At 39.8% G+C, this 12,027-nt stretch carries 11 protein-coding genes; 4 read left to right on the forward strand and 7 right to left on the reverse strand.

Annotated features, from left to right (window positions below; all coding sequences use genetic code 11):
- The 3 genes from hemB to hemA all read right to left on the reverse strand — a co-directional run bounded on the left by hemB (nt 1) and on the right by hemA (nt 3,984).
- Nucleotides 1-969, reverse strand: a complete 969-nt coding sequence (hemB, locus tag BLR53_RS18310; RefSeq protein WP_037439689.1) for a porphobilinogen synthase — start codon at nt 967-969, stop codon at nt 1-3.
- Between the two features lie 14 nt (nt 970-983).
- Entirely contained in the window at nt 984-2,564 is a 1,581-nt protein-coding gene (hemC, locus tag BLR53_RS18315) for a hydroxymethylbilane synthase (protein ID WP_074591695.1), read from the reverse strand.
- A 193-nt stretch (nt 2,565-2,757) separates the two neighbouring features.
- Nucleotides 2,758-3,984 carry a glutamyl-tRNA reductase gene (hemA, locus tag BLR53_RS18320; protein WP_037439692.1) on the reverse strand — a complete coding sequence of 409 codons (1,227 nt, stop codon included), beginning with the start codon at nt 3,982-3,984 and terminating at the stop codon, nt 2,758-2,760.
- A 174-nt stretch (nt 3,985-4,158) separates the two neighbouring features.
- Here hemA and BLR53_RS18325 point away from each other — a divergent pair, with 174 nt between their 5' ends.
- Nucleotides 4,159-5,007 carry an alpha/beta hydrolase family protein gene (locus BLR53_RS18325; RefSeq protein WP_074591696.1) on the forward strand — a complete coding sequence of 283 codons (849 nt, stop codon included), beginning with the start codon at nt 4,159-4,161 and terminating at the stop codon, nt 5,005-5,007.
- On the opposite strand, the gene ispG is transcribed toward BLR53_RS18325, so the two are convergent.
- The 4 genes from ispG to BLR53_RS18345 all read right to left on the reverse strand — a co-directional run bounded on the left by ispG (nt 5,004) and on the right by BLR53_RS18345 (nt 9,352).
- A complete protein-coding gene (gene ispG, locus BLR53_RS18330; protein WP_074591697.1) occupies nt 5,004-6,974 on the reverse strand; it encodes a (E)-4-hydroxy-3-methylbut-2-enyl-diphosphate synthase in 1,971 nt (656 codons plus the stop codon). The genes BLR53_RS18325 and ispG overlap by 4 nt on opposite strands.
- A gap of 66 nt (nt 6,975-7,040) precedes the next feature.
- Nucleotides 7,041-7,643, reverse strand: coding sequence for an RDD family protein (locus BLR53_RS18335; RefSeq protein WP_037439698.1), 603 nt, complete (start codon nt 7,641-7,643; stop codon nt 7,041-7,043).
- Between the two features lie 3 nt (nt 7,644-7,646).
- A complete protein-coding gene (locus BLR53_RS18340) occupies nt 7,647-8,606 on the reverse strand; it encodes a LiaF transmembrane domain-containing protein (RefSeq protein WP_074591698.1) in 960 nt (319 codons plus the stop codon).
- Between the two features lie 59 nt (nt 8,607-8,665).
- Nucleotides 8,666-9,352, reverse strand: coding sequence for a PspC domain-containing protein (locus BLR53_RS18345; protein ID WP_074591699.1), 687 nt, complete (start codon nt 9,350-9,352; stop codon nt 8,666-8,668).
- Nucleotides 9,353-9,631: 279 nt separating this feature from the next.
- Here BLR53_RS18345 and BLR53_RS18350 point away from each other — a divergent pair, with 279 nt between their 5' ends.
- From BLR53_RS18350 to BLR53_RS18360, 3 genes are read left to right on the forward strand one after another with little or no spacing between them, the layout of a single operon-like run.
- Nucleotides 9,632-10,366 (forward strand): MlaE family ABC transporter permease, encoded by a 735-nt coding sequence (locus BLR53_RS18350; protein ID WP_037439702.1) that lies wholly within the window; start codon nt 9,632-9,634, stop codon nt 10,364-10,366.
- Nucleotides 10,363-11,115: an ABC transporter ATP-binding protein gene (locus tag BLR53_RS18355; protein WP_037439704.1), complete on the forward strand. Its 753-nt coding sequence runs from the start codon at nt 10,363-10,365 to the stop codon at nt 11,113-11,115. The genes BLR53_RS18350 and BLR53_RS18355 overlap by 4 nt, the downstream gene beginning before the upstream one ends.
- Before the next feature lie 20 nt (nt 11,116-11,135).
- Nucleotides 11,136-12,023 (forward strand): RsmD family RNA methyltransferase, encoded by an 888-nt coding sequence (locus tag BLR53_RS18360; protein WP_037439706.1) that lies wholly within the window; start codon nt 11,136-11,138, stop codon nt 12,021-12,023.
- Nucleotides 12,024-12,027 lie beyond the last annotated feature (4 nt).

Here is a 12,027-nt window from a genome sequence, read left to right on the forward strand (position 1 = left end):
TTACATCCAATTCTTTTCAGCGATATCCCTTATATGATAAGTAGTGATAATACTAGCCCCAGCCCTCGCGAAAGCGTACATAGTTTCCATCACAATTTTTTGTTCGTCAATCCATCCCTTTTCGGCCGCTGCCTTAACCATCGCATACTCGCCTGATACATTGTAGCAAGCAATAGGCAAATTGGAATGCTGTTTTAAGGTCTGCATTACGTCCAGGTAAGCTAGCGCTGGCTTAACCATGAGCACATCTGCACCCTCGGTTTCATCAAGCAGTGCCTCGCGCAGTGCTTCCTGCGGATTTCTGAAATCCATCTGATAAGCCTTTCTGTCTCCTTTACTAGGTGCACAATCAGCCGCTTCCCGAAAAGGTCCGTAATAAGCCGAAGCAAATTTAGTTGCGTGAGACATAATCGCTGTATTAATAAGCCCCTGGTTGTCCAGAGAACTTCTTATAGCAGCAATCCTTCCGTCCATCATATCAGATGGAGCAAGCATATCAGCACCTGCCTGAGCATGAGCGACGGCCATCTTTGCGATTACTTCAACTGTGGCATCATTCTGAACATAATCATCTTTCAGAATTCCGCAATGACCATGTGTGGTATAAGAACATACGCACACATCTGTTACCACATAAAGATCCTCACCAAATTGCTTTTTCAACTCACGAACCGCAGCCGGCACCAGTGAATGATCATGATAGGCAGAACGGGCATCCTCAGACTTTTCATCACCTACACCAAACAACATGATTTTATTTACGCCCAGTTCCAGACCTTTTTCTACATCTCTGATTAAAGTATCAGTAGAAAAATGATTCACTCCCGGCATAGCATCAATAGCGTGTACTACCTGTTTCCCCGGTACGATGAAATATGGATAAACAAACATGTCCTTTGACAATTTCGTTTCTGCCATCATTTCTCTTACTACCGGATTCTTTCTTAGTCGACGTGGACGATGTAACATAATTACCTCTTCTTTTATTTTAATTCAATACCAAACACTGCTTCTGCAAGACCAATTTCGTCCGGAGAATAAGGTAAAATATAATTTACTCCCACTTCCTCCAGTTTTTTACCCGTAGAATTGCCAATCGCAATTACCTGCTGACCAGGCTCTAATAAATTATCCGCGAAATAAGCATCGACATTTGAAGGACTTGTGAAAATAAGTACCTCAGCAAATGACTGATCAACATCTTCTTCAATAACTGTTTCATAAATTGGCAGATCGACCACTTTCGTAGAAGAATCCACACGACTCTGAATACTCTGCAGGGAATCCTGTGCACGTGGGAATAAGACGGTCTGACCTTTGATCATTTCAGCAAATTCTTCCGCAATACCCGGTATATCTCCCCCCTCGCCTACGTAGTCAGCCCGGTATCCATGCTTTCTTAACTCATCTTCAGAACCTCTTCCAACCACGCCAAAACGGATGTGTTTTGAAAGTAAAGGCTTCAATTTAAAAAAGTATTCTACACCATTACGGCTGCTAAAGAAAATCCAGTTCAGGTTTTTAAGATAAAAAGGATCTAATACGTTTACAATAGGAAAAGTACGGATTAGCGAACGATCTTCGATTTCAATTTTATGCCTTTCCAAAGCACGGCGCAAGTAACTGTGTTCACTGATTTCTCTGGAAATAAATATTTTGGACGGTAATTTTCTATCCTCACTGAACTTGCTTACGATATGTTCGGCAAGCCCCTCCAGACTATCAACCCGAAAGAATAGACGATCCGGAAAATGTTCAGCAGTAACTGCCTTCGACGTCCAGACTTCATATTTACCATTTTCTTTCTTACAATAACAACCAAGCGGCATATGACATCCACCTTGAAAAAGGTTCAGAACTTTACGTTCGACTTCAATTTCATCCGCTGTATTTTGGTCATTTAACTTTTGAAGCAATTCAAAAAGCTCAGGATCATTTTCCCTGATCTGGAAAGCCAGTACCCCTTGTGCAGGCGCAGGTATCAGTTCAGTTGTATCAATAACTTCGGTATGAAATTCACTTAGGTCAATACCCAGACGGTTAATACCTGCCTTGGCCAATAAAATAGCGTCATAGTTCTCATCCCTTAATTTCTGGATGCGCGTAATGACATTGCCCCTTAAATCTTCAATATTAAGATCAGGACGAAGAGCAATTAACTGTGCTTTTCTTCTGTTAGAAGAAGTACCAACCTGAGCGCCATTTTTTAATGACAGCTTTTTCGTGATATCTACACAGTCCTTTAATACAATTAATAACTCCGATGCATCTTCTCTTTCAGATACAGCTGCAATGATTAATCCCGGAGGATTTGCAGTAGGTAGATCTTTCTGACAGTGAACTGCAATATCGATAGTACCATTGAGTAATTCTTCTTCCAGTTCTTTTGTAAAGAAACCTTTTCCCTCCAACTTATCTAGTCTGAGATTAAGAATTTTATCACCCTGAGTTTTAATGATCTTCAATTCGGCTTCCACACCGATTTCCGCTAGCCTGTCTTTAGTAAAATTGGCTTGCCATAATGCCAGATCACTGCCTCTGGTACCGATAATAAGTTTTTTCATCGAAATATATAATTTTTTAATCTTGAATAGCCTGACGTCATTCTTGCTCTTCAGAACAGGAAGGAGACGTGGATGTTTTCAGCTTAAAGCCTAATTAATCCAGAGTTACCCGCATTGTAAAACCGACGCAAATTTAGCCTAAATGCGCAATACTCACCAATAATAAACAAATAATGTAATTAACCTGACTAATCTAGCTATTATTGATCATGATCTCTTTAGCCATGACCATCGGTACACTGATGTATTTCTTTTCCATGTAGTCCATCACCCGTTCAAGTACGATTCTGGAGTTTTCATCCAGCGTATTTATCTCCTCTGCAAAAACGATATCTAATGCTTTACTTTTAATAGCTTTAATCTTCTGAGGCACTTCGCTCATAGCTATTTCAATCTTACGCTGACGGAGAACAAGATCAAATTCGGTGATATTTTGTTCGATAATCTGTTCCGCGTTTACCAGTTCATCATATCGTTCCTGGATATTTTTACGCGCAACTTCTTTCAAAGACTCCACTTCGATATAATGAATAGGGAAGTTTTTAATCACAGCAGGCGCTGTGTCATTTGGGATAGCCAAATCCACGATCACCTTTTTACCGGTATCGCCATTTAACAAATTTTTATATATTTCTTCGGTGATTATCGGTTCTGTAGCACCCGTACAGGTAATGATCACGTCAAATCCACCTTTAAAACCGGCTAATTCAGTTAATGGATAAGCAATTCCATTCAAGTCTTTTGCCAGGCTTTCCGCATTTTCTACAGTGCGGTTAAAAATGGAAAAATTAGAGTATTTATGTTTTTTAAGATATTGAGCGAGGTTTTTGTTCGTCTCACCGGCACCGATAATTAACAACCTTGAATTTGCTGTAATCGTAAGATCTCTTAATTTCCGGTAAGCTAGTGACACTACTGAAACTGGATTTTTGGAAATATTAGTATGCGTATAAACCTCTTTAGCTGTTTTCACGACACGGTTCATAATCATACGCATATAGTCCCCCGTAAAGCCAGAAACCCTGCAGGCTTCATAAGCCCGGCGTACCTGAGCAAGAATCTCCTTCTCTCCTACTACCAGACTTTCGAGTGAACAAGAAGTACGAAGTAAATGATTAAAAGCAGCTACCTGTTCATAAACAGAAACATTGTCTACAAACTGATCGATATAAGCTGCAGGCAGTCCCATATCAAGTACCCTGAAAAATTCCAGTATAAATTCTCGATCTAAAGTGCGGGCTGTTGTGAAAACAAATTCTACCCTGTTACAGGTACCGATATAGAAAATCTCTTTGACCCCAAGTTCTTTTTGAATATTTCTGAGTCTGTCATCAAGTGTCTGCTCGCAGATAACTAATTTCCCTAAAGATTTTAAGTCAATCTGTTTGTGGGTAAAAGCAAGTATCTTTAAATATTCCAAGGTGGGTGGGTTGTTTTTTTTTCGTGCTAACAAAAGTAAGAAGACAGCCCATATCCACTGTCATTATGCTGTAATTAAGCGTAATTTAGAAAGGTTTTAAATTAAAGATTTAGTTATAAACTAATAGACAATGTGTTTGTTATATTAAGTAGATTGACAATTTAGCCAAAAGATATGATCAAAAGAGAAGAATTTATACTGTCAGGATCAGCTGACCAGAGAATCAACGGAGATCTGACTTATGACGACCAGTACAAGAATCAGCCTACAGTTTTGTTTGTTCACGGATTCAAAGGATTTAAAGACTGGGGCGCACATCATCTCGTCGCTAATGAATTTGCAGAACGAGGGTTTCGATTCATTAAATTTAACCTGAGCCATAATGGAGTTACTGCCGAAAATCCAAATGATGTAACAGATATGGATGTTTTTGCGGCGAACACCATTTCAATGGAAGTTCAAGATCTGGATACTATGGTCAATTATGTCAGCCATACTTATCCAATGTCAGACATTTGCCTGATTGGCCACAGCAGAGGTGGTGGATTAGTAATTCTTCAGGCCGCTAATGACCCCCGTATCAGTCAGCTGGTGACTTGGTCAGCGATTGCGGAATTCAATTCTCTATGGAAATCTGAACAAGAAGAGGAATGGGAAAACTCGGGGCGCATATATGTAGAAAATGCACGCACCAAAGAAAAAATGCCTTTAGACGTGACCCTGTTAAAAGATTACAAATCCCATGAAGAGGAATTTAATATTTTACGTGCAGCAAATCATGTTAATATTCCATGGCTTATCCTGCATGGCGATCAAGATGTAAACGTCAATTTCAATATTGCACAATCCCTGGCACAGGCTAAACCTGAAGCAAGATTACAAAAAATAGAAAACGCTAACCACGTTTATGGAGCTAGTCATCCATTTAACGCAGCGCAGTTACCAGCTCAACTTCAAGATGTATGTGATAAGACCCTTTCATTTTTGAAAGAAAACCTGGCTCATAACCACAAGCAAGTTTAGTGTATCTCCCGGGTTTCGATCCAATTGCCGTCTTCTTTGATCAAGCCAATAAGATCATCAAGTGCATTCGCAGAGTCGACGTTCTTTTTAACGACCTCTTTGCCACGGTAAAGCGTAATCTTTCCCGGGCCGGTACCGACATATCCATAATCAGCGTCAGCCATTTCACCAGGCCCATTGACAATACAGCCCATAATCCCAATTTTAATCCCTTTCAGATGATCCGTTCTGGAACGGATTTGCTGTGTTGTTTCCTGAAGGTCGAATAACGTACGTCCACAACTCGGGCATGAAATATATTCGGTCTTCGAGATCCGGGTACGAGTTGCCTGGAGAATGCCAAAACTGGTAGAATTTAATAGCGATAGGCTGATGTCTTCGCTTGCGTTCAGCCAGACACCATCGCCAAAACCATCTGTAAATAGCGCACCAAGATCTGTGGCGGCATACAATTGTAATGTCTCCGCATCAATTATAGGATAACTTCTATTAATTATCACCGGAAATGTGAGTCCTGCATTCAATAAACTAGTAAAGAACGAACGCTGAACTGTCATATGATCTGCAGCAGAAGATTCCAGAATAATCACGGCAGTTTCATCAAGAGCTTTAAGCTTTGACAAATCATAGTCAGCGGCATTTACTGAAACCAGATTCAGTAAAGAATCATGAATTGAATTATCCAGGTACTCGTCAAGTGTAAATAAGGGAAAACAATTCTGTTTGTTATTAAGCTTATTCCAGGTACCGTAATTATAAATCTGCGACAAATTTCCAGGAAAAGAAAAAGATGGTAGTTCATCCCCCAGATAGACCAAATCACAAGCCTGGTCGGCCATATTGTATTTATCAAGTATCGCCTGGTAATTATAACCTGCCTCTTTCAGGAAGAAAGGGTCCTTTAAATTTTTACCAGAAACATCAAGCATCACTACCGGATGAAAATGACCTCCGATATGCTGCACCGCATGGGTATTCCTTCTTGAGTAAGCATATGGAGAATACGGCAGGTCCTTTAACGCAGAAATTTCTACCGGAGAAGTAGTTTGTTGCTTACGTTTACTATAACGATCAGCCAGCGCTTTAGCCACAGGAGCTTCAAATTCCGGATCTTCAGTAAGCGAGACGCGGATAGTATCTCCTAAACCATCTTCCAGCAAAGTACCAATTCCAACAGCCGATTTAATTCGGCCATCTTCCCCGTCACCAGCTTCGGTAACACCAAGGTGAAGCGGATAATTCATTCCTTCTTTAACCATGGTTTCCACCAGCAAACGGTAAGCCTGTACCATTACCTGGGTATTACTGGCTTTCATAGAGATGACCAGATTATAATAATTGAGATCTTCACAAATCCGTATGAATTCCATTGCAGATTCAACCATGCCACGTGGTGTGTCGCCGTACTGACTCATAATTCGGTCAGATAACGAACCATGGTTAGTACCTATACGCATAGCAGTACCATATTCTTTGCAGATTTTAACCAGCGGTGCGAATTTCTTGTAGATTCTGCTTAATTCAGCATTATAGGCATCAGTCGTATAATCAATATTCTCGAAACGCTTTTTATCAGCATAATTTCCGGGGTTGATTCTTACTTTTTCTACAATTCTGGCAGCGGATTCAGCTGCGTTCGGTGTAAAATGAATATCAGCCACTAAAGGAACATTATAACCGCGGTAACGCAATTCCTTTTTGATTTGCGCCAGATTTTCTGCCTCCTTCATACTTGGGGCAGTGATACGCACGTATTCACAACCAGACTCAACCATTCTGATAGTCTGTTCTACCGTGCCAATGGTATCCATCGTATCGGTAGTTGTCATAGATTGTATGCGGATAGGATTATTCCCGCCCATAGGCACATCACCTATTTTAACTTCTCTGGTTATAAATCTTGAATACTCATCCAGACTGTTACAGTAGCCACCGGTTAAAAGCTGTTTTGCTGTTGTATTTTCCATGCGTATGCAAAGATAAAACTTTATATCATCAAGTTATCTGCCGGATTGATTCTGAAATTGAAATGACTAGATAAGCCGGTCTTTAATCACTACCGTTTCTGCGGCAATATCATGCCAGCATTGTGCCTTTTTATTCAAAAATGAATACAGATAACCAAAAAACAAAGGCAAAACAGAAAGAATTTTTGCAAGCTGTCTAATTATTGACTTGCCGGTACTGATTCTGTTTCCTTTCAGATCGGTTACTTTAATATGCAAAAGTCGCTTTCCAGCCGTGCCCTGCTTTATAGAAGCATCACCAAAAACACTATAGATCATTTTAAACACAGGAATTGCGGGGAGGCACATTATTGCAAAGGCTATACGCGACTGCTTATCGGTAACTACCATAAAAACAAGCAATAATGCAAGAATATAGACCATAAATAATAAAAAATAATCTATCACGGATGCCAGTAAACGCTGGTCGAAAGCAGCAAAATATTGCGGGGCGGTACGCTGGTAGTTAAACCCAAAAAGCGCACAAAGTTCTGGGAACTCGTGCGCTTCTTTATAATCGTCCATTCCTGGTATGCGGATAAAAGTTCCTGCCAAGACAGATTTGCCTGCTAGTTCTTCCAGCGTATAGGGTCCTTCAGGCTTACCGCTTACCACGATGGTATATTTCATATTTTAGTATCTGCTTACCTCAAAGTTACTTAATCCTCCATCCAGAACAATAATTACTTTTTTAGCTGAAGAACTATAATTAGAAGTCTCGTAACTATTATTGTTTATTTTAATAAACCCGGGAAAATCCTTCGCACTCAAACCAGTTTTCGTAGAGATTCTGCAACCCGAAGCTTTCGGTACTGTCAATTTAACATCCGCTACTCCTGTTTTAACAACAACATCCGTAACAGGTACTAGATCACCTATCCTGATATCCAGTGAGGCAGCACCGCCATCAAATCCAAATCTGCGGACCTTATAATCGGAGAAATCAAATTTCACCTCGCCAGCCCCCATTTTCATGTTTACAATCCATTCAGGTGCCTTATTCATTTGCAGATTGACATTATTACCACCATCATTAATTGACCAGCCCCCTTTCTTCTCTTTCATTTTAAAGATGACTGTGTTCACCGAATCCGAACTTTCTTTCTGGAGGATGAAATTTCCACTCCGTTTTTCAACGTTTGCAACAACAAGACTGTCCGTTTCGCCGTCCAGGGAGAAAGATGTCCCGCCGCCAGAGATATTAAATACAGTCTTTTTTGCACTGTCCGCCGGAACAAAAGGTGTTGAAAAAGTTAAAGATTCTTTGTTACCATTATCGTCCTGATCTGAATCAATATCAATGTCAAAATCTTTACTGAATCTGCCATCCATCCATGATCTGCCCGCAGGAACCTGCTGACCTTTGTAAAAAACAAATCCAAGAACTATTACCAATACACCAAGCGAAATCATATTGCCCGTTTCAGATTTGTTCTTGTTGAACAGAATATTTACTCCGGAAATGATTAGAAATACAGGCCAGAAACTCCAGACATTTCTCCAATAAAATTCGATTAGATTAAAGTTCTCCAGCAAGAGCACGATGCCGACGAACAAAAGGACGATGCCCCACATTACTCTGGTTAATTTCATGATTATTTGAATTAGGACCGGAAACCCGGTCAGTTCGATAGAATATTTTAATTTAAGACCTAAAGCTGATCCTCAGGCTTTTGTTGTACTACAGGTGGCTCATTAGTCAGATTATCTGGTCTCTGCTGAAAATCTGATGGTTTTTCCTGAAAATCAGTTGTAGTCTGCTGTCCCTCTTTCCACTCTTCCCATTTATTTTTACGTTTCGATTTCAGAATAAAGCTCAGACCAATAGCAACAAATACGAGTGGCCATAATTTACCTAGTTTAAACCAGTAAGGAATAATATGAAACTCATTCATCAGGAAATATAAGCCTATGACCAGCAGGAAAAGGCCTCCTATAGTTCTGCCCGTATCATTATTTTTAGGCAGTGATTTAAAATCTACCGGATTTTGCCAGTCCGGATCATATTTCTTTTTTTCGTTAACATCCTCAACCGGAGTAGAAAACGGCTGATCTGCTGCCGGCCCCTGATTAAAAGTACTTCCCGGCATATGGAAGGGTGGTTGCTGATTTTTAAAATAATCGTTAAACTTTGAGAATCTGGCTGCCGGATCATTGTTAACCGGAACTACGATCCACATAACCAGGTATACCAGCACACCCGTTCCAACCAGAAAGATGGTAGACAATACGAACAACAATCTGATGATGGTAACATCTACTTGCATGTAAGCTGCTAAACCCGAGGAAACGCCGGCAATTACTTTGTCATGTTCGTTTCTTAATAATCTGTTTTCCATAATTTTGTCTCCTATATTTATGTACCGGAAAGTAAATCAATTCCCTTCCGGTTTACGATAATAAGACTTAAGTAACATCAAATAGTTACAAAGCGTTCTTATTTTTTATAATGTCTGTAAAGACACAGCAGATTCCAGCTGTGAACCTTTCAGGGGCGCAAAAAAACTACAAAATATCTGTATTACCAGAATAATTTCAAGAAATAAAGAAAGTGACAACAATTTTTATCGTTTCTTTGTATTAATATAGTAATGATACATTAGCTAAATTCCCACCGAATGAATTTCACCAATTTTGGTAAATACCTATTACTGTTAAAGGCAGTTTTCAGAAAACCGGAAAAATTTAAAATATATTTAAAGGCAATTTTTCAGCAGATGGATTTCATTGGAGTCGGTTCATTAGGACTGATTGCAATTATATCCACCTTCATCGGTGCAGTAATGACTTTGCAGATTGCATTTCAGCTAGTCAGCGATTTTATCCCAAAAACTATTATCGGATCTGTTACACGTGATTCCAGTATACTGGAATTAAGTCCAACAATTACAGCTATTGTACTTGCCGGAAAGATTGGTTCTGCTATTTCATCAGAGATAGGTACCATGCGTGTAAGCGAGCAGATTGATGCATTGGAGATTATGGGAATTAATTCACCTGGTTACCTGATCCTGCCAAAACTTATTGCCGGAATAACAATGGTACCATTGCTGGTAATCTTCGCAATGGCATTAAGTATTACAGGTGGTTACTTTGGAGGAACCTTATCAGGAGCTGTAAGCCCGGCTGAATATATACAAGGTATTACCACAGACTTTAACCCTTATACAATTGTAGTTGCACTTGTCAAAGCTTTTGTGTTCGGATTCATCATTACGACAGTTCCTGCCTACGAAGGATTTTATGTAAAAGGCGGTGCATTAGAAGTTGCACAGGCGAGTACAAGAGCTGTTGTTGTCAGCTGTATTAGCATTCTTGCCTGTGATTACATTGTAACTCAATTGCTATTATGATCGAAATCAAAGACATCGAAAAATCCTTTGGTTCCAACACGGTACTAAAAGGTATATCCGGAAAATTTGAAGCCGGCGTAACCAATCTGATCATTGGCGGTTCTGGTTCCGGAAAAACTACTTTATTAAAATGTATGATTGGTTTACACACCCCTGAAAAAGGAAGTGTGCAATACGATGGCCGGGAATTCACCGAAATGGATTTTGAGCAACGTATTGAAATTCGTAAGGAAATCGGCATGCTGTTTCAGGGTTCGGCACTTTTTGATTCTATGACTGTCGAGGAGAACATCATGTTTCCGCTGAATATGTTTACTGAACAAACCTTTAGCGAAAAGCTGGAAAGAGTGAACTTTTGCCTGGAACGAGTTAATCTGGAAGGTAAGAACAAATTATTTCCGGCAGAATTATCAGGCGGAATGAAAAAAAGAGTTGGGATTGCCAGGGCCATAGCGATGAACCCTAAGTATCTTTTCGTAGATGAACCCAACTCAGGACTAGATCCTAAAACATCAATTGTGATTGATGAATTGATTAAAGAAATTACTGAGGAATACAATACCACAACGATCGTTGTGACTCATGATATGAACTCTGTGATGGGAATCGGAGACTATATTCTTTTCCTGCACGAAGGAAAGAAATTCTGGGAGGGGTCGAACAAAGAGATTGCACATACCGATATTCAGGAGCTCAACGATTTCGTTTTTGCGAGTCGCTTTATGAAAGCCGCAAAGAAAAACTTTTAAATAACAAGTCCAAAAATTTTATGATAAGCCTATTAACGCCCATCCACTGGAAAGATTACGAGTTGATTGATTGTGGAGATTTTGAAAAACTAGAACGCTTCGGAAATTTAGTTCTGAGCAGACCGGAACCACAGGCCGTATGGAAAAAAACTCTTTCAGAGCAGGAATGGAAAAAAAGAACACACATCCGTTTCAAAGGACGCTCAGCTACATCCGGTGAATGGATCAAATCTGCACAGAATATACCAGAAAGGTGGAATGTTGAATATAAGAATGATGAAGTTAAGATTAATCTTAGACTCGGATTAACTTCATTTAAACACGTTGGGGTATTTCCCGAACAAGCTGTGAACTGGGATTACATCTCGTCATCCATTAAAAAATTCAAGAACCCAAATCCGAAAGTATTAAATCTTTTCGCTTATACCGGAGCAGCGTCTTTAATCGCAAAAGCGGCAGGTGCAGATACGACACACGTAGATTCCATTAAGCAGGTGGTAAATTGGGCAAATGAAAATCAGGAACTTTCACAGTTAAAAGATGTCAGATGGGTGGTAGAAGACGCATTAAAATTCGTTAAACGCGAGTTGAAACGCGGGAAGAAATATAATGGGATTATATTAGACCCGCCTGCGTTCGGACATGGACCTAACGGGGAGAAATGGAAACTGGAAGATCACATCCAGGAAATGATGCAGGACGTAGTTCAATTATTAGACGAAGAAGAACATTTCCTGATACTCAATACCTATTCCCTTGGTTTCTCTTCAGTTATTGTAGAAAATCTGATTAAAACATCCTTTCCACAAGTTAAAAATCTGGAGACAGGAGAACTTTACTTACAGGCAACCTCCGGCATTAAACTTCCCTTAGGTGTATTTGGTAAATTCAACACCTTCTCCGCTTAAGATA

Origin of the sequence: Pedobacter antarcticus (assembly GCF_900103515.1) — a bacterium.
Lineage (GTDB): Bacteria > Bacteroidota > Bacteroidia > Sphingobacteriales > Sphingobacteriaceae > Pedobacter > Pedobacter antarcticus.

Bases quoted from the DNA above. Each gene is read 5' to 3' on its own strand.
- hemB (WP_037439689.1), bottom strand. From the start codon at position 969: ATGTTACATCGTCCACGTCGACTAAGAAAGAATCCGGTAGTAAGAGAA.
- hemC (WP_074591695.1), bottom strand. From the start codon at position 2,564: ATGAAAAAACTTATTATCGGTACCAGAGGCAGTGATCTGGCATTATGG.
- BLR53_RS18325 (WP_074591696.1), top strand. From the start codon at position 4,159: ATGATCAAAAGAGAAGAATTTATACTGTCAGGATCAGCTGACCAGAGA.
- ispG (WP_074591697.1), bottom strand. From the start codon at position 6,974: ATGGAAAATACAACAGCAAAACAGCTTTTAACCGGTGGCTACTGTAAC.
- BLR53_RS18335 (WP_037439698.1), bottom strand. From the start codon at position 7,643: ATGAAATATACCATCGTGGTAAGCGGTAAGCCTGAAGGACCCTATACG.
- BLR53_RS18340 (WP_074591698.1), bottom strand. From the start codon at position 8,606: ATGAAATTAACCAGAGTAATGTGGGGCATCGTCCTTTTGTTCGTCGGC.
- BLR53_RS18345 (WP_074591699.1), bottom strand. From the start codon at position 9,352: ATGGAAAACAGATTATTAAGAAACGAACATGACAAAGTAATTGCCGGC.
- BLR53_RS18350 (WP_037439702.1), top strand. From the start codon at position 9,632: ATGAATTTCACCAATTTTGGTAAATACCTATTACTGTTAAAGGCAGTT.
- BLR53_RS18355 (WP_037439704.1), top strand. From the start codon at position 10,363: ATGATCGAAATCAAAGACATCGAAAAATCCTTTGGTTCCAACACGGTA.
- BLR53_RS18360 (WP_037439706.1), top strand. From the start codon at position 11,136: ATGATAAGCCTATTAACGCCCATCCACTGGAAAGATTACGAGTTGATT.